We start from the raw sequence: 21,825 nt of genomic DNA, 5'->3' as shown, positions 1-21,825 counted from the left end.
ACAGATGTCAATGCACTTAGCACAACGTAGCGATAATCACTCTGTCAGCATTAAAATATGCCGTCACGTTAGCACCTTCTTCCAGCGTGGCGGTCTCTTCAACGGGCAGGGTGGCGCACAACGTCTGGCCGTCAGGTAATGTCATGAGAACTTCGCACTGCTCGGCGCCGCGTTCAATATGGCTGATGGTTCCCTGAAGCTGGTTGTCGGCAGCCCGGGCAATCGCCTCGTCCTGGGTAATGCCAACCCACGGCGCTTTCAGCAGGATCAGGACTTCTTTACCTTCATCAAGGCCAAGACGCTCGCCGCTTTGCGCAGTGATGGCGACCTTCAGTCGCGTTTCGCCGTCGGCCAGCAGCACATCGACATGCTGTTGAACCTGATCGTGATCGCGCGCGGTAATGGTGCCGAACCACTGGTTACGGGCGCTGGTTTGCAAAGAGAAACGGGAAATGGCGGCCAGCAGGCTGTCGAGCGGCAGGGCGTCGTCGTCGCTCAGCACGTCGAACGCTTTTTGCTGAATCTGGGCGAGCAAATCGTAAAGCTGGATCAGACGCTGACCGTAGCGAGTCAGTATCGCGCCGCCGCCGCCTTTGCCGCCTGTTGCGCGCTCGACGAGCGTCTGCTCGCTGAGTTGATTCATCTCGTTAATGGCATCCCAGGCGCTTTTGTAGCTGATGCCCGCATCTTTCGCCCCCTGGCTGATGGAGCCGGAAAGCGCGATATGCTTGAGCAGCGAAATGCGGCGGGGGTCCGCAAACAATTTTTGTTGAAGTTTGAGTGTAAGGAGGATTTCGGCCTGCATAACAAGATCCTGGCAAAAGGGTTATTGTGACGGAAAACCGCTTCCGCGCAAAGTCGACCGCACAAAAGGGGAGTGCTTTTCTCATTTATGCAGTTAGAATATCAAAAGAATCCTATCTGGAGTTGACCATGTTAGAGTTATTGAAAAGTCTGGTATTCGCCGTAGTCATGGTTCCGGTGGTCATGGCCATCATTCTGGGGCTGATTTACGGTCTGGGTGAAGTGTTCAACATTTTCTCCGGTATCGGTCAGAAAGACCAGTCCAGACAGAACCATTGATTTTTAAACGCCCGCTCAGTCGGGCGTTTTACTTTCTTCGACTTTCAGGCCGCATTTTTGTTGGCTGTGCCTGTGAGTCTCAGCGCAACCCGAAATCCATTGGGTAGCGCCCCTCAAGATCCTGCTTTTCCTGCCGATATTTTCTTTGCGTAACCTCAATTGGGTATCAATAACTTCTGGGAAAAACCTTATTTTCTCGCTATATTTGCGCCTACATAACGACACTCAAAGGAGTTACAGATGGCACGTACATGGTTACGCCTGTTTGCTGGGGCAACATTATCTCTGACTGTTGCCGGACATGCGCTGGCGGATGAAGGGAAAATCACCGTATTCGCGGCGGCTTCGCTGACCAACGCAATGCAGGATATTGCGGTTGAATACAAAAAAGAGAAGAACGTTGACGTTGTCTCTTCATTTGCCTCTTCTTCTACGCTGGCTCGCCAGATTGAAGCGGGAGCGCCAGCGGATCTGTTTATCTCTGCTGACCAGAAATGGATGGACTACGCGGTAGACAAAAAAGCGATTGATACCGCAACGCGTGAAACGCTGCTTGGCAACAGCCTGGTTGTGGTCGCGCCAAAAGCCAGTGAACAGAAAGACATCACCATCGACAGCAAAACCAACTGGACGACTCTGCTGAATGGCGGTCGTCTGGCGGTGGGCGACCCGGAACACGTTCCGGCTGGCATTTATGCAAAAGAAGCGCTGCAAAAACTGGGCGCATGGGATACCCTGGCGCCGAAACTGGCTCCTGCGGAAGACGTGCGTGGCGCACTGGCGCTGGTGGAGCGTAGCGAAGCGCCGCTGGGCATCGTTTACGGTTCTGATGCCGTTGCCAGCAAAGGCGTGAAAGTGGTTGGCACGTTCCCGGAAGATTCCCATAAGAAAGTGGAATACCCGATCGCGATTGTTGATGGACACAAAAACGCAACGGTCAGCGCGTTCTATGACTACCTGAAAGGACCGCAGGCTTCCGAAATCTTTAAACGTTATGGATTTACGACGAAGTAATGATACTGACTGATCCAGAATGGCAGGCCGTTCTACTGAGCCTGAAAGTTTCTTCCCTGGCCGTGTTGTTTAGTCTGCCGTTTGGGATCTTTTTTGCCTGGTTACTTGTGCGATGCAAGTTTCCAGGCAAAGCGTTGCTCGACAGCGTACTGCATCTGCCGCTGGTTTTACCGCCCGTGGTGGTCGGTTATCTGCTGCTTATCGCGATGGGCCGACGCGGATTTATTGGTCAGTGGCTTTATGACTGGTTCGGCATTACCTTTGCCTTTAGCTGGCGAGGCGCCGTGCTGGCGGCGGCGGTGATGTCTTTCCCGTTAATGGTTCGCGCTATTCGTCTGGCGCTTGAAGGGGTCGACATTAAGCTGGAGCAGGCCGCCAGAACGCTGGGCGCAGGACGCTGGCGTGTTTTCCTCACCATTACGCTACCGCTGACATTGCCTGGCATCATCGTCGGGACCGTGCTGGCGTTTGCCCGTTCGCTCGGCGAGTTCGGCGCTACCATCACTTTCGTGTCTAACATTCCGGGTGAAACCCGCACCATTCCCTCCGCGATGTATACCCTGATCCAGACCCCTGGCGGCGAAAGCGCGGCGGCGAGATTGTGCATTATTTCTATTGTGCTGGCGCTGATCTCATTGTTGATTTCGGAATGGCTGGCGCGTATCAGCCGTGAGCGCGCGGGGAGATAAACATGCTGGAACTCAATTTCTCCCAGACGCTGGGCACCCACTGTCTGACGCTCAACGAAACGCTACCTGCCAATGGGATCACCGCTATTTTTGGCGTTTCCGGCGCCGGGAAAACATCGCTGATCAATGCCATCAGCGGACTGACGCGCCCGCAAAAAGGGCGCATTGTGCTCAATGGTCGCGTGCTTAATGATGTTGAAAATGGCATCTGCCTGACGCCGGAAAAACGGCGCGTCGGTTATGTGTTCCAGGATGCCCGACTGTTTCCGCATTACAAAGTGCGTGGCAATCTGCGCTATGGCATGGCGAAAAGCATGGCCGGACAGTTCGACAAGCTGGTGGATTTGCTCGGTATCGAACCTTTGCTGGAGCGTTTGCCTGGCAGCCTTTCCGGCGGGGAAAAACAGCGTGTGGCGATTGGCCGCGCGTTGCTGACCGCGCCGGAGCTACTGTTGCTTGATGAGCCGCTGGCTTCGCTGGATATTCCGCGCAAACGCGAACTGCTGCCGTATCTGCAACGCCTGGCGCGCGAAATTAATATCCCCCTGCTGTACGTCAGCCACTCGCTGGACGAGATTTTACATCTGGCAGACAGAGTCATGGTGCTGGAAAACGGGCAGGTGAAAGCGTTTGGCGCGCTGGAAGAGGTCTGGGGCAGCAGTGTGATGCACCCGTGGCTGCCGAAAGAGCAGCAGAGCAGCATCCTGAAAGTGAGCGTGCTGGAGCATCATCCGCATTATGCAATGACCGCGCTGGCGCTGGGCGATCAGCACCTGTGGGTCAACAAACTGGAAGAGCCGCTGCAAACCGTGCTGCGTATTCGTATTCAGGCCTCGGACGTGTCGCTGGTATTACAGCCACCGATGCAAACCAGTATCCGTAATATCCTGCGGGCAAAAGTGGCAAACTGTTATGACGATAACGGGCAGGTGGAAGTCCAGCTTGAAGTCGGCGGGAAAACGCTGTGGGCGAGAATCAGCCCGTGGGCCAGGGATGAGCTGGGCATCAAACCTGGCCTGTGGCTGTACGCGCAAATCAAGAGTGTTTCAATTACCGCCTGATTACAGCAGGTGGGTATAAATAAACTTCGCAATGCTGTCCGTGGTGTTATCGCCGATCACGATATTCGCCCGCGTTTTCACCGCGTCGTCAGCATTGCCCATCGCAACGCCGGTGCCTGCCGCTTCCAGCATACTGATATCATTGTAGTTATCGCCAAACGCCACCACATTCTCCATCGACCAGCCCTGCGCTTCAATCCACTGGGTAAGGCGCTTCCCTTTGCTGTTCCCTTTACGCGCGATATCCACCTGATCGTGCCAGGACCATTCGCACTCCAGACCCAGCTGATGCTCAACCTGCTGCACGAACTGTTGCAGTTTTGGCAGATTTTCATCGGTCAGCGCGAATTTCCAGACGGCGTTGACGTCGCGTGCCGACTGCGCCAGCGACGGCACCTGAGTAAAGGTCGGGCGCTGTTCCGGCGGCAGCGTCTGCGCCCAGTTAGCGGTACGGATCACATGGCCGGTCGGGCGTTCATAAACCATCGCGTCATCAACGTACATCAGACCGTGAATCTGATGCGCATCCAGCAGATCAATCAATTGCAATGCCTGATCGACAGGCAGCGGATCGGCCTCAAGAACATTTTTTGCTTGATAATCATACAAGTAAGTGCCATTACAGCAAATTGCAGGTGTATCCAGCGCCAGTGCCTGATAAAAAGGATGAATCGCAACGTGATGACGGCCAGTGACGATGATAAGTTGGTAGCCTGCCTCTCTGGCGCGAGAAAGCGCCTCAAGCGAGGAGGGGAGCAATGTTTTTTTCGGCGTCAGTAAGGTGCCGTCTAAATCCAGGGCAATCACACGAGCGGTCATAGGGAGTTCCAGATTAAGGTTGAGAATTTTGCCTGTGGGAATGGTACACCGAGACGGTTGGCCGGACAAAATTCTGAGCGTTAATTCAGCATTCACCGTTAAAAGCGTCTACGTTAAGCTGTATTCCGCAATTGCAGACAGTTGCCATAAGGAAGGAGTAGTCATGAAGCAAACCGTTTATACCGCCAGCCCTGAGAGCCAGCAAATTCACGTCTGGAGCCTGAATCATGACGGCTCGCTGAAGCTGGTGCAGGTGGTTGATGTGCCGGGGCAGGTTCAGCCGATGGTGGTCAGCCCTGATAAGCGCTATCTCTATGTTGGCGTCCGTCCTGAGTTCCGCGTGCTGGCTTACCGTATTGCGCCGGATGACGGCGCGCTGACCTTCGCGGCGGAGTCCGCTCTGCCGGGTAGCCCAACCCATATCTCTACCGATCATCAGGGCCGTTTTGTTTTTGTTGGCTCGTACAATGCCGGTAACGTCAGCGTGACCCGTCTGGATGATGGCCTGCCGGCTGGCGTGGTGGATGTCGTTGAAGGGCTGGAAGGGTGCCACTCAGCGAATATCTCGCCGGATAACCGGACGCTGTGGGTGCCTGCGCTGAAGCAGGATCGCATTTGCCTGTTTACGCTCAGTGACGACGGCAAACTGGTCGCCCAGGAACCGGCGGAAGTCACCACCGTTGAGGGGGCCGGGCCGCGCCATATGGCGTTCCACCCGAACCAGCAATATGCCTACTGCGTGAATGAACTGAACAGCTCTGTTGATGTCTGGGAGCTGAAAGATCCGCACGGCAATATTGAATGCGTGCAGACGCTGGATATGATGCCTGCCGATTTTTCTGACACGCGTTGGGCGGCGGATATCCATATTACGCCGGATGGCCGTCATCTGTATGCCTGTGACCGTACCGCCAGCCTGATTACCGTTTTTAGCGTTTCTGAAGACGGCAGCGTACTGACGAAAGAGGGCTTCCAGCCGACCGAAACGCAGCCGCGCGGCTTTAACGTCGATCATAGCGGTAAGTACCTGATTGCCGCCGGGCAGAAGTCACATCATATTGCGGTGTATGCCATTGCCGGTGAGCAGGGGCTGCTGACGGAGAAAGGCCGTTATGCGGTAGGCCAGGGGCCAATGTGGGTCGTGGTTAACGCGTATTAATATTCCGTGAGTTGTGCCCGGTGGCGCTCGCTTACCGGGCCGTCGGCCGGATACTGCGTTATTGTTGCCGCTGTGGTTCAGCAAAGGGCGTCCACAGCGTGTCTTTATCATCGGCCCAGACATTCAAAAGCAGAGAGAAAAAACGCTCTGCCGGAGGAGAGAGAATGGCGTCTTTGCGCCGGATAATCCCTAACGTGCGTCTGATAACGGGTTCGATCAACGGGATTCCGATAAGCGTGGGATGCACTGTCTGAGGCATTGCCAGCCCCGGCAGTGCAGAAATACCCAGCCCGGCCTCAACCAGGCCAAGCGAGGTTGATAAATGACGAACCTCGTAAAACCAGTCCAGCTTCCAGGGTTTATCCGCCAGATTGTGCTCAATAAGCAGCCTGTTACCGCTGGATGACCGCACGCCAATCAATTTGTAGCCCACCAACTCCTGCCATTCGACCAGTTGCTTACTGGCTAAGGGATGGTTTCGTCGACAGGCCAGAACAAACGGTTCATTCACCAGCGGGGTGAAGTCAATAGCAGAATTTGTGATGCTGTTCATATTTATGCCGAAATCAGCTTCGTTACCCAACACCGATTCCATGCAGTTGTTCGTACCTTTTTCAAGAATTCGTATTTTGATATTGGGGTACAACTCATTAAATTTTCCGATAGCAAGGGGTAGAAAATAGAAAACAGCGGTCGGAATACAGGACAATGTGATCGTGCCGTGGTGATAAGCATTCATTTCGCGAACATTAAAAAGAGCTTCATCCAGTTTTCTTATTAATTCTCTGGCTTCCGGTAACAGCATCCTCCCCGCTTTTGTTAATTCTACTTTACGTGTTGTTCTCTCAAAAAGCAGGGTATGTAAATCATCTTCCATCTTTTTTATTCTGCGAGTTAATGCAGGTTGCGTAATGTTAAGTAATTTAGCGGCTTTGTTAAATGATCCTGCTTCTGCCAGTGTGACAAATGCCTTCATACTTGATAATTCGTGTTTCATCATAACTCCAGAAAATAGAATCCAGGGATTCCCTGATTTGCTGCCCCAGGAGAGAAAAACGTAGTTTATATGTAAATTATCCGTCTTGATTAATGCAAATAAATTATCAATCATAAATTTAAAGTCATTAGCCTCTCTATTCTGCGCGTGCAACCATGTCCTCATTAACGCTAATGTTTTTTAATTGAGGGCAATGTTATGAAAAAAATTCCCTGCACGTTGATGCGAGGGGGAACATCCAGAGGGGCGTTTTTATTAGCAGAACACCTTCCTGAGGAGAGACAGCGGCGCGATGCCATATTGATGGCAATTATGGGATCGGGGAATGAGCTGGAAATAGATGGCATTGGCGGCGGTAATCCGTTGACCAGTAAAGTGGCCATTATCCGTCGTTCGGATGACTCAAAAGCAGATATCGACTATTTATTTGCTCAGGTTCTGGTACATGAACACCGCGTTGATACCACGCCAAACTGTGGAAATATGCTTTCCGCGGTAGGCGCATTTGCGATTGAACATGGCTTAATTGAGACTACGCCGCCCGTCACGCGCGTGCGTATACGTAATGTAAATACAAATACGTATATCGAAGCGGACGTGCAGACGCCGGACGGCGCCGTTGAGTACGAAGGCCAGGCAAAAATCGATGGCGTACCGGGAACGGCCGCGCCCGTGGCACTCACGTTTTTGAACGCTGCTGGTGCCAAAACCGGGCAAATTTTTCCGACCGGTCATCGTGTCGATCATTTTGATTCCGTTGCCGTCACCTGTATTGATATGGCGATGCCGGTGGTTATTATCGCTGCCGAAGATGTCGGTAAAACGGGTTATGAATCCCCTGCGGAACTTGATGCCGATACTGAATTATTGCGCCGCATTGAATCCATCCGTTTGCAGGCGGGTAAAGCGATGGGGTTAGGCGACGTCAGCAATATGGTTATTCCTAAACCGATGCTTATTTCCCCGGCCAGACGGGGCGGGACGATCAATGTGCGCTATTTTATGCCGCACTCCTGCCATAAGGCGCTGGCGATTACTGGTGCTATCGCGCTTGCCAGTAGTTGTGCGACAGAAGGGACGGTCGCCCACCGGATGACGCAATTGACGGACTATGGCGATATAAATATCGAACACCCGGGCGGGTGCCTTGATATTCATTTAACAAATGAAGGTAATGAGCCTTCTTCAATACGTGCTTCTGTTATTCGCACAGCAAGAAAGATTTTTGCAGGTGAAGTTTATATTCCTGAATGATGTTGATCTCATTTCGCTGTGATTAAGGAAAATCAAACAATGCCTTTTCTGTATAACGAATACAGATAAATCAGGGTGCAAAAAATGAATAAAAAATCCATATGGAAGCTAATTATTATATTAGCGATCCCGTGTATTATTGGCTTAATTCCCGCGCCAGCCGGTCTGAGTGAACTCGCCTGGGTTCTCTTTGGCATCTATCTTGCGGCAATCGTGGGGCTGGTGATAAAACCGTTTCCCGAACCCGTTGTATTATTGATTGCCGTCGCGGCATCGATGGTCGTGGTCGGAAATTTAAGTGAAGGGGCGTTTAAAACGACCAGCGTGCTCAGCGGTTACGCCTCTGGAACGACGTGGCTGGTATTTTCTGCGTTTACGTTAAGCGCCGCGTTTGTCACTACTGGCCTTGGCAAACGCATTGCATATATTCTGATTGGTAAGATTGGGAATACCACGCTGGGGCTGGGCTACGTTACGGTTTTTCTCGATCTGGTTCTCTCTCCGGCAACGCCGTCAAACACGGCGCGCGCAGGCGGCATTGTTTTACCTATCATCAACAGTGTGGCCGTCGCGCTGGGTTCAGAGCCTGAAAAAAGCCCCCGTCGTGTCGGTCATTACTTAATGATGTCCGTGTATATGGTCACGAAAACGACCAGTTATATGTTTTTTACCGCAATGGCAGGGAACATACTGGCGCTGAAAATGATCAACGATATTTGCCATCTGCAATTAAGCTGGGGAGGATGGGCGCTGGCAGCAATGGTGCCGGGTATCATTATGTTACTGGTGACGCCGCTGGTGATTTATACCATGTACCCGCCGGAAATTAAAAAGGTTGATAATAAGACGATCGCGAAAGCTGGGCTTCAGGATCTCGGGCCAATGAAAGGCCGTGAGAAATTACTGCTGGGTATTTTTGTCCTCGCGCTGTCAGGCTGGATTTTCAGTAAACAACTTGGCGTGGATGAATCAACCGTTGCGATTGTGGTGATGGGCGCGATGTTGTTACTGGGCGTGGTGAGCTGGGATGATGTCGTTAAAAATAAGGGCGGCTGGAATACATTAATCTGGTACGGCGGTATCATTGGCTTAAGCTCTTTATTATCGAAAGTGAAGTTTTTTGACTGGCTGGCTGAACTGTTTAAAAACAATCTCTCTTTTGATAATCATGGTAACGTGGCGTTCTTCGTCATTTTGTTCCTGAGTATTATTGTCCGTTATTTCTTTGCCTCCGGTAGCGCTTATATTGTGGCGATGATGCCGGTATTCGCCATGCTGGCGAATGTCTCTGGCGCGCCATTAATGCTAACCGCGCTGGCCTTATTATTCTCCAACTCTTATGGCGGAATGGTCACGCACTATGGCGGTGCCGCTGGCCCGGTTATTTTCGGGGTCGGTTATAACGATATTAAGTCCTGGTGGCTCGTCGGCGCGGTTCTGACCATCTTAACGTTCCTGGTACATATCACGATTGGTATCTGGTGGTGGAACATGTTGATTGACTGGAACATGCTGTAATCAACCGTCAGCGTTCATTTTTATTATTAATGACATGGTCTGTTGTCCGTGCATGGAAACATGCACGGCAATGTGGAGTAATGAATGATTAAGTTATATGACAAAGGGATTTATCTCTCCGGTAACAATGAGATAATTGCAGAAGAACAGTATTGCGGTAATGTACAAAAAGAGGAAGCCAAAAAAGGCACCATAGCATGGTCCATTCTTGCGTCTCATAATACGTCAGGAAATATGGATAAACTTAAAATCAAGTTTGATTCGTTAACCTCCCACGATATTACCTATGTAGGCATAATTCAGACCGCGAAAGCGTCCGGGATGGCGCGTTTTCCATTACCTTATGTTCTCACAAACTGTCATAACTCATTATGCGCCGTTGGTGGAACCATTAATGGCGATGATCATCTTTTTGGACTCTCCGCCGCGCAGCGCTATGGCGGTATTTATGTGCCGCCCCATATTGCGGTCATCCACCAATATATGCGCGAGATGATGGCGGGTGGTGGAAAAATGATTTTAGGCTCAGACAGCCACACGCGCTACGGTGCGCTGGGGACGATGGCCGTAGGGGAGGGCGGAGGTGAACTCGTCAAACAACTGTTGAATGATAGCTGGGATATCGATTATCCAGGCGTCGTGGCGGTATATCTGACGGGAAAACCGGCGCCAGGCGTTGGCCCGCAGGATGTGGCGTTAGCCATCATTGGCGCCGTATTTAAAAATGGCTATGTCAAAAATAAGGTCATGGAATTTGTGGGGCCGGGCATTAGCGCAATGTCCACGGACTTCCGTAACAGTGTTGATGTCATGACCACGGAGACGACCTGCCTGAGTTCGGTGTGGCAAACGGATGATGAAACCCGTAGCTGGCTGGCGTTACATGGCCGTGAACCGGACTATCGACAGCTGAATCCGCAGCCAATGGCCTGGTACGATGGCTGTATTTATGTTGATTTGAACACAATTAAACCGATGATCGCGCTACCTTTCCATCCGAGCAATGTGTATGAAATCGACACATTAAATGAGAATTTGACGGATATTCTGCACCAGGTAGAAATTGAGTCTGCGTGCATTGCCCGTGGGAAAGCCAAAATCTCACTGCTGGATAAAGTTGAGAAGGGAAGATTAAAGGTTCAGCAGGGAATTATTGCCGGATGCTCAGGCGGTAACTATGAGAACGTCATTGCGGCGGCGAATGCGTTGCGCGGTAAATCGTGTGGTAATGAGACGTTCTCACTCGCGGTTTACCCCTCTTCACAGCCTGTATTTATGGATCTGGCGAAAAAAGGCGTGGTGGCCGATTTAACTGGCGCGGGCGCAATCATCAGAACCGCTTTCTGCGGCCCATGCTTTGGCGCTGGCGATACGCCCGTTAACAACGGGCTGAGCATTCGCCACACCACCCGTAACTTCCCGAACCGTGAAGGTTCGAAACCGGGTAATGGTCAAATGTCCGCGGTTGCGCTGATGGATGCGCGTTCTATTGCGGCGACGGCAATAAATGGGGGCTATCTGACCTCCGCCGCTGAACTGGACTGCTGGGAAAACGTTCCTGACTATGCGTTTGATCCCACTCCGTACAAAAACCGTGTCTATCAGGGTTTTGTTAAAGGGGCGACGCAGCAATCGCTCATCTATGGCCCGAATATTAAAGACTGGCCGGCGCTGGGGGCGCTGACGGAAAATATTCTGCTCAAGGTGGCGTCAAAAATTCTTGATGAAGTCACAACGACGGATGAGCTGATCCCGTCCGGGGAGACCTCGTCTTTCCGCTCAAACCCGGTTGGTCTGGCGGAGTTCACCCTGTCACGCCGCGATCCAGACTATGTTGGCCGAAGCAAAGCAACCGCGACGCTGGAAAAACAGCGTCTGGCAGGCGAGGTGAGTGAGCTGGAGCCGGTCTTTGCCCGTATTCGCACAATTGCGGGCCAGGAAACCACCGATCCGTTAGCCACCGGGATTGGCAGCATGATTTATGCCGTTAAGCCGGGAGACGGTTCCGCGCGTGAACAGGCGGCAAGCTGTCAGCGCGTGATTGGCGGTCTGGCGAATATAGCCCAGGAGTATGCGACGAAACGCTACCGTTCGAATGTGATCAACTGGGGAATGTTGCCGTTGCAAATGGCGGGTGATCCTGGGTTTGACGTCGGGGATTATATTTACATTCCTGGCGTCCGTACGGCGCTGGATCAATGCGCAACCACCTTAAAAGGCTATGTGATTCATGACGATGAAATCACGGAAATCAGTCTGTATCTGGAAAGCCTGACCGCCGAGGAACGTGAAATTATCAAAGCGGGAAGTCTGATTAATTTCAATAAAAACCGTCAGATGTAAAAAAAGGTCGTCACGCCCGGCGTGACGACCTTTTCTCTTTTATCTGGCCTGAAGAATAATCGTCAGCAGATATTATTGCTTCGGTTCGGCAACCACTTTACTGCCTAAACCCCGGTTGTTGTATTCCCACATCCGGTTAAAGTTCGTGTCGTTCAGGTTACGCTGTACCTCGTCTTTATCATCCTTCGCGCCAGTATTCCCGGCAAAAGGACGTTTGGAGATAACGGCGTCAGCCCACGGTTTCGCCATATTGAACCCTTCGTTAATCACGCTATCGCGGATAACGACCTGACCGTTGGTGTTGGCATCCACATCCAGCGAACGACCCAGTTGCGCGACGCCATCACCTGCGGCGGTAAAGCGGCTGTTGGTGGCGAGGAAACCGTAATAAATATTCGACAGCGTTGCCGGAGCGAAAACATACGCTTCCTGCTGGGTACGGGAGTTCACCACGCGGAAATCGGTGTTATCGAACACCACTGCGCCGCGACCGGAAACCATATCCACATCCCCTTCAATGTAACTGTTCGTCACCAGCGTGCGTGGTTGGCGATCGTTTTGCAGACGGTTCTGCACGCCGCTGTTGGTCACGAAGAAGGTATTCTGGCGACCCAGAATGTTCACTTTATTAATCTGCACTTTGTCGCCGTCAGTGCGTAAGGCCACTGCCGGATGGTTGCCGGCGTCAACGCTGTCACCGAGATTGTTTTCGATGGTCAGATTTTGTAACTGCAAGCCGTCATTCTGTGACCAGACCACCGCAGAACACATCACGCCAATGCTGGCGCCGCGTTTGCTCTGGCAGTTATCAAACATATACCACGCAGGTTTGCCCGGCATGTATTTACCGCCCGGGTTCACTGAACGACGCCAGTCGGTCGTGCTCATTTCGCCGTCAATCGCCTGGCCGATTTTCACATCAATCGCGTTCTCGCCCGTGCCGTACAGCGTCAGGCTGCCAGGCGCCGCCGGGATATACACGGTTCCCTGATACTCGCCCGGCATAATGGCGATGTACAGACGCTTGCTGCTGCGCTGCGTAATTGCTGCATCTACCGCCGCCTGAATGGTGGTGTGCGTCACGCCTGGCGTGCCAGCCGGGCCGACAACGAAGTCAGGTTGCGCAGGCAGCGTAATGGCGGAAGGCGTCCACGGCGCCGTATTCGGCGTCAGTGACGAGAAATAGTGTGCAGCAACGAAATTCTGCGCTTCGTTCGCCGACAGGATCGGACGCGAGGAGGTGCCTGGCGCGGTCTGATCGGATGGGATTTGATCGGGCGGCGTAGAGCTACAGGCGGTCAGCGTCACGCCAAAAGCCAGTGCCAGCGCCAGACGGGAAACCGAAAATGTGTTCACAGGTTGCTCCGGGCTTTGAAAGTTAAATTAATTCCATTGAAGCCTGCTTTTTTATACTAAGTTGAGCGAAACGGGAAGGTGAAAAGGTAAAAAGTTCTTTTTTAGACGCCGCGCACCTGATGTTCCAGGCAAGTACATCACAAATAAATAACATTCATGGCCTGTAAGATTGACAACCCCGGCAGAATAAAAAATAAATGTATAGACAACCCATGACAAGTGATGAACCCAATGGCGCAACTTTTACCTGATGACACGATCTGGCGGAATGGCCGACTGGCGACGATGGACCCTGAACGCGGTAGCCCTTATGGGATGGTGGACGATCATGCGCTTGTCGTCCGCCAGGGCCGGATACTGGATATTGTGCCTGCGTCGTCACTCAACGCCGCGCACCGCAATACCGTGGATCTGCAAGGCCGACTGGTCACGCCCGGATTGATTGACTGTCACACCCACCTGATTTTTGGCGGCACGCGCGCCGGGGAGTGGGAGCAGCGGCTTAACGGCGTGTCGTACCAGCAGATCAGCGCGCAGGGCGGCGGTATCAACGCGACCGTCGCTGCGACCCGGACGGCCTCTGAAGATGAACTTTTAGCCGTTGCACGCGCGCGGATGGCGCGATTGCTGCAAGAAGGCGTTACGTTGCTGGAGGTGAAATCCGGCTATGGCCTGAATTTCGCCACGGAAGAGAAAATGTTGCGCGTTGCCGCTGCGCTGGCGCATGAAAACAGGGTGGAAATCAGTCCTACCCTGCTGGCGGCACATGCGACGCCAGCAGAATACCGCGACGATCCCGACGGCTATATCACGCTGGTTTGCGAAAGTATTCTGCCCGGATTATGGGCAAAAGGGCTGTTTGAGTCGGTGGATCTTTTCTGTGAAAGCGTGGGGTTTAACCTGGCGCAGAGTGAGCGGGTATTTCAGGCCGCTCAGGCGTTGGGCATTCCGGTAAAAGGGCACGTTGAGCAACTCTCCTTGCTGGGGGGCGCGCAACTGGTGAGTCGTTATCAGGGGTTATCCGCCGACCATATTGAGTATCTGGATGAGGCTGGCGTGGCGGCGATGAGTCGCAGCGGCACCGTGGGCGTTCTGCTGCCGGGGGCGTTTTATTTCCTCAAAGAGACGCAGCGCCCGCCGGTGGCGTTGCTCCGCCACTATGGCGTGCCAATGGCGGTTGCAACGGACTTTAACCCCGGCACCAGTCCGTTTATCAGTTTGCATCTGGCGATGAACATGGCTTGCGTACAGTTTGGCTTAACGCCGGAAGAAGCGTGGGCGGGCGTGACGCGGCATGCTGCGCGCGCGTTGGGGCGGCAGACGACGCATGGGCAATTGAAAGCGGGATATGTCGCTGACTTTGCCGTATGGGACGCTGAGCTTCCGGTTGAAATCCTTTATGAACCGGGGCGTAACCCGCTCTGTCACCGTGTATTCAGAGGAGAAGTAACATGACGCAATGGCAACCCGCATCCCCCACGCTCTGGCAGGGGCGTGATGACAGCGCCGAGGCGGCTAACGCGCTGCGTCTCTTTCAGACGGTGACGCGCAGCCCGACGTTTTCTCCCGAAATGTATCGTGAAAAAATCGCCTTGCTCGGCTTTGCCTGTGACGAAGGCGTGAAGCGAAACCAGGGGCGACCTGGCGCTGCTGGCGCGCCGGATGCCCTGCGCCGGGCGCTGGCGAACCTGGCCTCTCACCACGGCCACGATCGGCTGGTGGATTTAGGCAACATTATTGCGCAAGCCCCCGATCTGGAAGGCGCGCAGCAGGCGCTTCGCGATGCGGTACGGCGCTGCCAGCAGGCGGATATGCGCACGTTTGTGCTAGGCGGCGGACATGAAACGGCGTTTGGGCATGGCGCGGGACTGCTTGATGCGTTCCCGCATGCCAGAGTCGGCATTATTAATCTTGATGCGCATCTGGATCTGCGTCGGGCTGACCACGCCACCTCCGGTACGCCGTTTCGCCAGTTGGCGCAATTATGCGATGAACAGCAGCGTGAGTTTCATTACGCCTGTTTTGGCGTCAGTCGGGCGGCAAATACGCAGGCGTTATGGGATGAGGCGCAACAACGCGGAGTGACCATCGTAGAAGACGTGGATTGTGATACCGCTCAGGCACCGTTGGCGCAGGTTATCGACAGCGTGGATAAGATCTACCTGACCATCGATCTTGATGTGCTGCCCGCCTGGGAGATGCCCGCAGTGTCTGCGCCCGCAGCGCTCGGTGTGCCGTTGGCGACGGTGATGCGGCTTGTCGATGCCGTTTGTCGCAGCGGTAAGCTACAGGCGGTGGATATGGTTGAATTTAATCCGCGCTTTGACGATGATGGCAACGCAGCGCGTGTTGCGGCACGCCTCGGCTGGCAAATCGCACACGGGTGGCGTTAATCGCGATGTTTGTCCGGCCCGAAATCGCGTTACAGGCCGGATAATGCCATCCGGCAAATAAAATCATACGCTTAAGGAAGGCTTACGCATGCTCCCATCCCGTTCTGCCCCTGTGCCTTTCTATGAAAAGGTCAAACAGACGATCAGCGACAACATCGCCAGCGGCGTCTGGCGCCCGCATGACCGTATTCCCTCGGAAGCGGAACTGGTGGCGCAATTTGGCTTCAGCCGGATGACAATCAACCGGGCGTTGCGGGAATTAACGGATGAAGGGCTGCTGGTGCGTTTACAGGGCGTCGGCACATTTGTGGCGGAACCGAAAGGGCAGTCCGCACTGTTTGAAATTCGCAGCATTGCCGATGAAATCGCCGCCCGTCACCATCAGCACCGCTGTGAGGTGCTGACGCTGGAACAGACGCAGGCGAATGCGCTTCAGGCCACGGCCCTGAATGTGCGTGAAGGCACGCTGATTTTTCATTCGGTGATGGTGCACTATGAAAACGATCTGCCGGTGCAGATTGAGGATCGCTGTGTGAATGCCGGCGTTGTACCGGATTATCTGGCGCAGGATTACAGCCAGACCACGCCTCATGCATACCTGTCGCTGATCGCCCCGCTAACGGAAGGGGAGCACATTGTGGAAGCCGTGCGCGCCACGGCGGAAGAGTGCGCGCTGCTGAACATTAAGGAGCACGATCCCTGCCTGTTAATTCATCGGCGCACCTGGTCTGCGTCGCACATTGTTTCTCACGCTCGCCTGCTTTTTCCCGGTTCTCGCTACCGGTTGCAGGGCCATTTTATGTCCTGAATGACGGCGCGATAAAAAGCGTGATTGCTGACGCAATATAACAAAAATGTATCTCAGTTGTTAAAATCAGCCTTGCGACAAGTTGTATAGACAAGTATATGTTACTTATCTGTCCGATCATCGTAAGGAGTCTGGTGTCATGCCTCAAAGCAAGTATCGTCAGCAGGATATCCGCGCCCCGAGGGGAACAACCCTGACGGCAAAAAGCTGGTTAACCGAAGCGCCGCTGCGCATGTTAATGAACAATCTCGATCCCGATGTTGCCGAGAATCCGCATGAACTGGTGGTTTATGGCGGCATTGGCCGCGCGGCGCGCGACTGGGAGTGCTATGACGCCATCATCAATGCGCTGACCAAACTGGAGGCCGATGAAACCTTGCTGGTGCAGTCCGGTAAACCGGTCGGCGTGTTTAAGACCCACGAAAACGCGCCGCGTGTCCTGATCGCTAACTCCAACCTGGTGCCGCACTGGGCGACCTGGGAACATTTCAATGAGCTGGACGCCAAAGGGCTGGCGATGTACGGCCAGATGACCGCCGGAAGCTGGATCTACATCGGCAGCCAGGGCATCGTGCAGGGCACCTATGAAACCTTCGTTGAAGCAGGACGGCAGCACTATCAGGGGAATTTGTCCGGGCGCTGGGTGCTGACCGCCGGGCTTGGCGGTATGGGCGGCGCGCAGCCGCTGGCCGCGACGCTGGCGGGGGCGTGCTCGCTGAATATCGAATGCCAGCAAAGCCGTATTGATTTCCGTCTGCGTACCCGCTACGTCGATGAACAGGCCACCTCGCTGGACGACGCGCTGGCGCGAATTGAAAAATATACCCGTGAAGGTAAAGCCGTCTCCGTTGCGCTGTGCGCCAACGCGGCGGACGTCGTGCCGGAACTGGTAAAACGCGGCGTTCGCCCGGATCTGGTGACCGACCAGACCAGCGCGCACGATCCGCTGCACGGTTATCTGCCCTCTGGCTGGCGTTGGGAGGAGTATCAGGCGAAAGCGGCGTCAGATCCACAGGGCACGGTACAGGCGGCGAAACGCTCAATGGCGAAGCACGTACAGGCGATGCTGGCGTTCAGTGAAATGGGCGTCCCGACCTTCGATTATGGCAACAATATCCGCCAGATGGCGAAAGAGATGGGCGTAGAGAACGCTTTTGATTTTCCTGGGTTCGTTCCGGCCTATATCCGCCCGCTTTTTTGTCGGGGGATCGGCCCATTCCGTTGGGTGGCGCTTTCCGGCGATCCAGAAGATATTTATAAAACCGATGCCAAAGTCAAAGAGATTGTGGCGGATGACAAACATCTGCATCACTGGCTGGATATGGCGCGCGAACGTATTAACTTCCAGGGCCTACCGGCGCGTATTTGCTGGGTGGGGCTGGCGTGGCGGCAAAAACTGGGTCTGGCGTTTAACGAAATGGTACGCCGTGGAGAGGTCTCCGCGCCGATCGTCATTGGCCGCGATCATCTGGATTCCGGCTCCGTCGCCAGTCCAAACCGGGAGACGGAAGCGATGCGCGACGGTTCTGATGCGGTATCCGACTGGCCGTTACTGAACGCGCTGCTCAATACCGCCAGCGGTGCGACCTGGGTTTCGCTGCATCATGGCGGCGGCGTCGGCATGGGGTTCTCGCAACATGCCGGAATGGTGATTGTCTGCGACGGCACCGACGAGGCGGCGGCGCGTATCGCCAGAGTGTTGCATAACGATCCGGCGACAGGCGTGATGCGTCATGCTGACGCCGGGTATGAGATTGCGGTTGAATGCGCCGCAGAACAAGGGCTGAACTTGCCGATGATCGCGGCTACTCAAGGAAAACGCTGATATGAATACGCTTACGTTAACCCCGGGTCATCTGAGTTTTGCGCAGCTTCGCGCCGTCTGGCAGCAGCCAGTGCAACTGCGTCTTGATAGCAGCGCGGTTGACGGTATTAATGCCAGCGTCGACTGCGTGAACAATATCGTCGCCGAGGGGCGCACGGCCTACGGTATCAATACCGGTTTTGGTCTGCTGGCGCAGACGCGCATCGCCACGGAGGATCTGCAAAACCTGCAACGTTCGCTGGTGCTCTCCCACGCGGCGGGTATTGGCGAGCCGCTGGACGACGCGATGGTGCGTTTGATCATGGTGCTGAAAATCAATAGCCTGGCGCGTGGTTTCTCGGGCATTCGCCTGAGCGTGATTGAAGCGCTGATTGCGCTGGTCAACGCAGAAGTCTGGCCGCTGATCCCGGCGAAAGGTTCTGTAGGGGCATCGGGCGATCTGGCGCCGCTGGCGCATATGTCGTTGACGCTGCTTGGCGAAGGGAAAGCCCGCTGGCAGGGGGAGTGGCTTCCGGCGAAAGAGGCGCTGAAAAAGGCCGGACTGGAACCGATCACGCTGGCGGCGAAAGAGGGGCTGGCGCTGCTGAATGGCACCCAGGCCTCCACCGCCTTTGCGCTGCGTGGGCTGTTCGAAGCGCAGGCGCTGTTCGCCTCTGCGGTGGTCTGCGGGGCGTTAACCACCGAAGCCGTTCTGGGGTCGCGCCGACCGTTTGATGCGCGCATTCATGCCGCGCGCGGTCAGCGTGGGCAGATTGACGCCGCCGGGCTGTTCCGCCACGTTCTGACGGAGACCAGCGCGATAGCACAGTCGCACCATAACTGTGAAAAGGTGCAGGACCCGTACTCGCTGCGCTGTCAGCCGCAGGTGATGGGCGCGTGCCTCACACAACTGCGTCAGGCGATGGAGGTGCTGCTCGTTGAAGCCAACGCCGTTTCGGATAACCCGCTGGTGTTTGCCGAAGAGGGGGATGTGATTTCCGGCGGTAACTTCCATGCCGAACCGGTGGCAATGGCGGCGGATAATCTGGCGCTGGCGATTGCGGAAATCGGCGCGCTGTCGGAAAGGCGTATCGCGCTGATGATGGATAAACATATGTCGCAGTTGCCGCCTTTCCTGGTGAAAAACGGCGGCGTCAACTCCGGTTTTATGATTGCGCAGGTGACCGCTGCGGCGCTGGCCAGCGAGAACAAAGCGCTGGCGCATCCGCACAGCGTGGACAGCTTACCGACGTCGGCCAATCAGGAAGATCATGTGTCGATGGCGCCCGCGGCGGGTCGACGACTATGGGAAATGGCGGCAAACACGCGTGGGGTCATTGCGGTAGAGTGGCTGGCGGCCTGCCAGGGTATCGACCTCCGGGAAGGGTTAACCTCAAGCCCGCTGCTGGAGCAGGCGCGAAAAGCGCTGCGCGAGCAGGTGCCGCATTATACTCAGGACCGTTTCTTCGCGCCGGATATTGAGTGCGCGACCGAACTGCTGGCGCGCGGGGACTTGTTCCGGTTATTACCTGATTTCTTGTAAAAAAATGCCGGATGGCGCTGACGCTTATCCGACCTACGGCGCTGGATGTCAGGTGCCGCAGGCCGGATAAGACGCTTTAGCGTCGCCATCAGGCAACAACGGCACTTAGCTGAACATTGCGGTAATCGACGCGCTGGCGAGCGAATGGAAATGGACGTTAAAGCCCACCATCGCGCCGCTGGCGCCTGCATCGACATTAATGCGCTCCACATCCAGCGCGTGAACGGTAAAGATGTAGCGGTGCGTTTCCCCTTTCGGCGGAGCTGCGCCGCCGTAGCCTGCTTTACCAAAATCGGTGCGCGTCTGGAGAGTCCCTTCCGGCATCGCCACCAGGCCGGAACCAAACCCTTGCGGCAGTACGCGGGTATCGGCTGGCAGGTTGGCGACAATCCAGTGCCACCAGCCTGAGCCGGTTGGCGCATCGGGATCGTAGCAGGTCACGACAAAGCTTTTCGTACCGGCGGGCACCTCGTCCCAGGCCAGGTGCGGGGAGATGTTGTCCCCGTCATAGCCCATGCCGTTAAACACATGGCGATGGGGCAGTTTTTCCCCGTCGCGCAGGTCGTTGCTGATAAGTTTCATACCGCCTCCATTAATCTACTGATTAGCAAGGAAGTGTAGTCAGAACCGCTACAGCTTACCGCTGATTAATGGATAAAAAATGTTTCATTGCGCACAGCGTCGTTCACCGCCTGCGTCAGACGATGCAATTGTTCCGGCTGGATGATATAGGGCGGCATCAGGTAGATCAGTTTACCGAACGGGCGCACCCAGACGCCTTGCCCGACAAAGAAACGCTGCAACGCCGCCATATTGACCGGGTGCGTGGTTTCCACGACGCCGATGGCGCCGAGTACGCGCACGTCAGCGACCCAGGACGATGCGCGCGCGGGCGCTAATTCCTGGCGTAACTGCGTTTCAATCGCCGCCACCTGCTGCTGCCACTCGCCCGTTTCCAGCAGGGAAAGACTGGCGCAAGCCACGGCGCATGCCAGCGGATTGCCCATAAAGGTCGGGCCATGCATAAAGCAACCGGCTTCACCGTTGCTGATGGTTTCAGCGACCAGACGGGTGGTTAACGTGGCGGAAAGCGTCATCGTACCGCCGGTGATGGCCTTACCGAGACACAAGATATCCGGCGTAATGTCTGCATGTTCGCAGGCAAACAGTTTACCTGTGCGGCCAAATCCGGTGGCGATCTCATCGGCAATCAGCAGAATCCCTTCACGATCGCACATCTTGCGGATGCGGCGAAGCCACTCCGGGTGATACATCCGCATCCCGCCTGCGCCCTGGACAATGGGCTCCAGAATCACCGCCGCAATCTCATGCCGGTGCGCCGCCATCAGGCGGGCAAAGGCCACCATATCCCGCTCGTCCCATTCGCCATCCATCCGGCTTTGCGGGGCGGGGGCAAAGAGGTTTTCCGGCAGATAGCCCTTCCACAGGCTGTGCATTGAGTTATCTGGATCGCATACCGACATCGCGCCGAAGGTGTCTCCGTGATAGCCGTTGCGAAAGGTCAGAAAACGCTGACGAGACTCGCCTTTCGCCTGCCAGTATTGCAGCGCCATTTTCATCGCCACTTCCACCGCCACCGAACCGGAGTCCGCCAGGAACACGCACTCCAGCGCTTGCGGCGTCATCGCCACCAGCTTGCGACACAGGTTGACCGCAGGGGCATGGGTAATGCCGCCAAACATCACATGCGACATGGCGTCAATTTGCGTTTTCATCGCGGCGTTGAGCTGTGGATGGCTGTAACCGTGGATCGCCGCCCACCATGACGACATGCCGTCGATCAGACGGTCGCCGTTGGCCAAAATCAGTTCGCAACCCTCGGCGCGCGCAACCGGATAAACCGGGAGCGGGGAGGTCATGGAGGTATAGGGATGCCAGATATGGCGTTGGTCAAAGGCAAGATCGTCCGTTGTCATAATCGACTTGTAAACCAAATTAAAAACATTTAGGTTTACGAGTCTAC

The 21,825-nt window shown here is 54.8% G+C and carries 19 protein-coding genes; 13 read left to right on the top strand and 6 right to left on the bottom strand.

Going from position 1 to position 21,825, the window contains the following annotated elements:
• Positions 1-16: 16 nt before the first annotated feature.
• Entirely contained in the window at positions 17-805 is a 789-nt protein-coding gene (gene modE / locus CKO_RS10045) for a molybdenum-dependent transcriptional regulator (protein WP_012133223.1), read from the bottom strand.
• Positions 806-933: 128 nt separating this feature from the next.
• Here modE and CKO_RS10040 point away from each other — a divergent pair, with 128 nt between their 5' ends.
• The 4 genes from CKO_RS10040 (at position 934) to modC (ending at position 3,847) form a co-directional block, all read left to right on the top strand.
• The gene (locus CKO_RS10040) at positions 934-1,083 is read left to right on the top strand and encodes an AcrZ family multidrug efflux pump-associated protein (RefSeq protein ID WP_024130518.1); all 150 of its coding nucleotides are present in this window, start codon (positions 934-936) and stop codon (positions 1,081-1,083) included.
• Positions 1,084-1,323: 240 nt separating this feature from the next.
• Positions 1,324-2,097, top strand: a complete 774-nt coding sequence (gene modA, locus CKO_RS10035; protein WP_012133221.1) for a molybdate ABC transporter substrate-binding protein — start codon at positions 1,324-1,326, stop codon at positions 2,095-2,097.
• Positions 2,097-2,786, top strand: a complete 690-nt coding sequence (gene modB, locus CKO_RS10030) for a molybdate ABC transporter permease subunit (RefSeq protein ID WP_012133220.1) — start codon at positions 2,097-2,099, stop codon at positions 2,784-2,786. The genes modA and modB overlap by 1 nt, the downstream gene beginning before the upstream one ends.
• A gap of 2 nt (positions 2,787-2,788) precedes the next feature.
• Entirely contained in the window at positions 2,789-3,847 is a 1,059-nt protein-coding gene (modC, locus tag CKO_RS10025; protein WP_012133219.1) for a molybdenum ABC transporter ATP-binding protein ModC, read from the top strand.
• On the opposite strand, the gene CKO_RS10020 is transcribed toward modC, so the two are convergent.
• Positions 3,848-4,666, bottom strand: a complete 819-nt coding sequence (locus tag CKO_RS10020) for a pyridoxal phosphatase (protein WP_012133218.1) — start codon at positions 4,664-4,666, stop codon at positions 3,848-3,850.
• 163 nt (positions 4,667-4,829) lie between these two features.
• Between CKO_RS10020 and pgl the strand changes: the two genes are divergently transcribed.
• Complete coding sequence (pgl, locus tag CKO_RS10015) at positions 4,830-5,825, top strand: 6-phosphogluconolactonase (protein WP_024130516.1); 996 nt, start codon at positions 4,830-4,832, stop codon at positions 5,823-5,825.
• Positions 5,826-5,883: 58 nt separating this feature from the next.
• Here the strand turns inward: pgl and CKO_RS10010 are convergent, their stop codons facing one another.
• On the bottom strand, positions 5,884-6,822 hold the full coding sequence (locus CKO_RS10010) for a LysR family transcriptional regulator (protein ID WP_024130515.1): 939 nt from the start codon (positions 6,820-6,822) through the stop codon (positions 5,884-5,886).
• A gap of 198 nt (positions 6,823-7,020) precedes the next feature.
• Between CKO_RS10010 and CKO_RS10005 the strand changes: the two genes are divergently transcribed.
• The 3 genes from CKO_RS10005 (at position 7,021) to CKO_RS09995 (ending at position 11,937) form a co-directional block, all read left to right on the top strand.
• Entirely contained in the window at positions 7,021-8,076 is a 1,056-nt protein-coding gene (locus CKO_RS10005; protein WP_012133215.1) for a 4-oxalomesaconate tautomerase, read from the top strand.
• Positions 8,077-8,160: 84 nt separating this feature from the next.
• Positions 8,161-9,594 (top strand): anion permease, encoded by a 1,434-nt coding sequence (locus tag CKO_RS10000; RefSeq protein ID WP_012133213.1) that lies wholly within the window; start codon positions 8,161-8,163, stop codon positions 9,592-9,594.
• A gap of 84 nt (positions 9,595-9,678) precedes the next feature.
• The gene (locus tag CKO_RS09995) at positions 9,679-11,937 is read left to right on the top strand and encodes a hydratase (RefSeq protein ID WP_012133212.1); all 2,259 of its coding nucleotides are present in this window, start codon (positions 9,679-9,681) and stop codon (positions 11,935-11,937) included.
• Positions 11,938-12,009: 72 nt separating this feature from the next.
• On the opposite strand, the gene CKO_RS09990 is transcribed toward CKO_RS09995, so the two are convergent.
• On the bottom strand, positions 12,010-13,293 hold the full coding sequence (locus tag CKO_RS09990; protein WP_012133211.1) for a putative acyl-CoA thioester hydrolase: 1,284 nt from the start codon (positions 13,291-13,293) through the stop codon (positions 12,010-12,012).
• A gap of 231 nt (positions 13,294-13,524) precedes the next feature.
• Between CKO_RS09990 and hutI the strand changes: the two genes are divergently transcribed.
• The 5 genes from hutI (at position 13,525) to hutH (ending at position 19,841) form a co-directional block, all read left to right on the top strand.
• Positions 13,525-14,748: an imidazolonepropionase gene (hutI, locus tag CKO_RS09985; RefSeq protein WP_024130514.1), complete on the top strand. Its 1,224-nt coding sequence runs from the start codon at positions 13,525-13,527 to the stop codon at positions 14,746-14,748.
• Positions 14,745-15,686: a formimidoylglutamase gene (hutG, locus tag CKO_RS09980; RefSeq protein WP_012133208.1), complete on the top strand. Its 942-nt coding sequence runs from the start codon at positions 14,745-14,747 to the stop codon at positions 15,684-15,686. Before hutI ends, hutG begins: the two co-directional genes overlap by 4 nt.
• A gap of 88 nt (positions 15,687-15,774) precedes the next feature.
• On the top strand, positions 15,775-16,494 hold the full coding sequence (locus CKO_RS09975) for a histidine utilization repressor (RefSeq protein WP_012133207.1): 720 nt from the start codon (positions 15,775-15,777) through the stop codon (positions 16,492-16,494).
• Positions 16,495-16,633: 139 nt separating this feature from the next.
• Positions 16,634-18,319: a urocanate hydratase gene (gene hutU / locus CKO_RS09970; RefSeq protein WP_012133206.1), complete on the top strand. Its 1,686-nt coding sequence runs from the start codon at positions 16,634-16,636 to the stop codon at positions 18,317-18,319.
• A 1-nt stretch (position 18,320) separates the two neighbouring features.
• The gene (gene hutH, locus CKO_RS09965; protein ID WP_012133205.1) at positions 18,321-19,841 is read left to right on the top strand and encodes a histidine ammonia-lyase; all 1,521 of its coding nucleotides are present in this window, start codon (positions 18,321-18,323) and stop codon (positions 19,839-19,841) included.
• Between the two features lie 105 nt (positions 19,842-19,946).
• Here the strand turns inward: hutH and CKO_RS09960 are convergent, their stop codons facing one another.
• Positions 19,947-20,423 carry a kinase inhibitor gene (locus CKO_RS09960; protein ID WP_012133204.1) on the bottom strand — a complete coding sequence of 159 codons (477 nt, stop codon included), beginning with the start codon at positions 20,421-20,423 and terminating at the stop codon, positions 19,947-19,949.
• 65 nt (positions 20,424-20,488) lie between these two features.
• A complete protein-coding gene (bioA, locus tag CKO_RS09955; protein ID WP_012133203.1) occupies positions 20,489-21,778 on the bottom strand; it encodes an adenosylmethionine--8-amino-7-oxononanoate transaminase in 1,290 nt (429 codons plus the stop codon).
• Positions 21,779-21,825: the final 47 nt, after the last annotated feature.

The sequence above is a fragment of the Citrobacter koseri ATCC BAA-895 genome, from assembly GCF_000018045.1.
GTDB classification, from domain to species: domain Bacteria; phylum Pseudomonadota; class Gammaproteobacteria; order Enterobacterales; family Enterobacteriaceae; genus Citrobacter_B; species Citrobacter_B koseri.
This window is presented reverse-complemented; position numbering and strand designations above follow the sequence as displayed.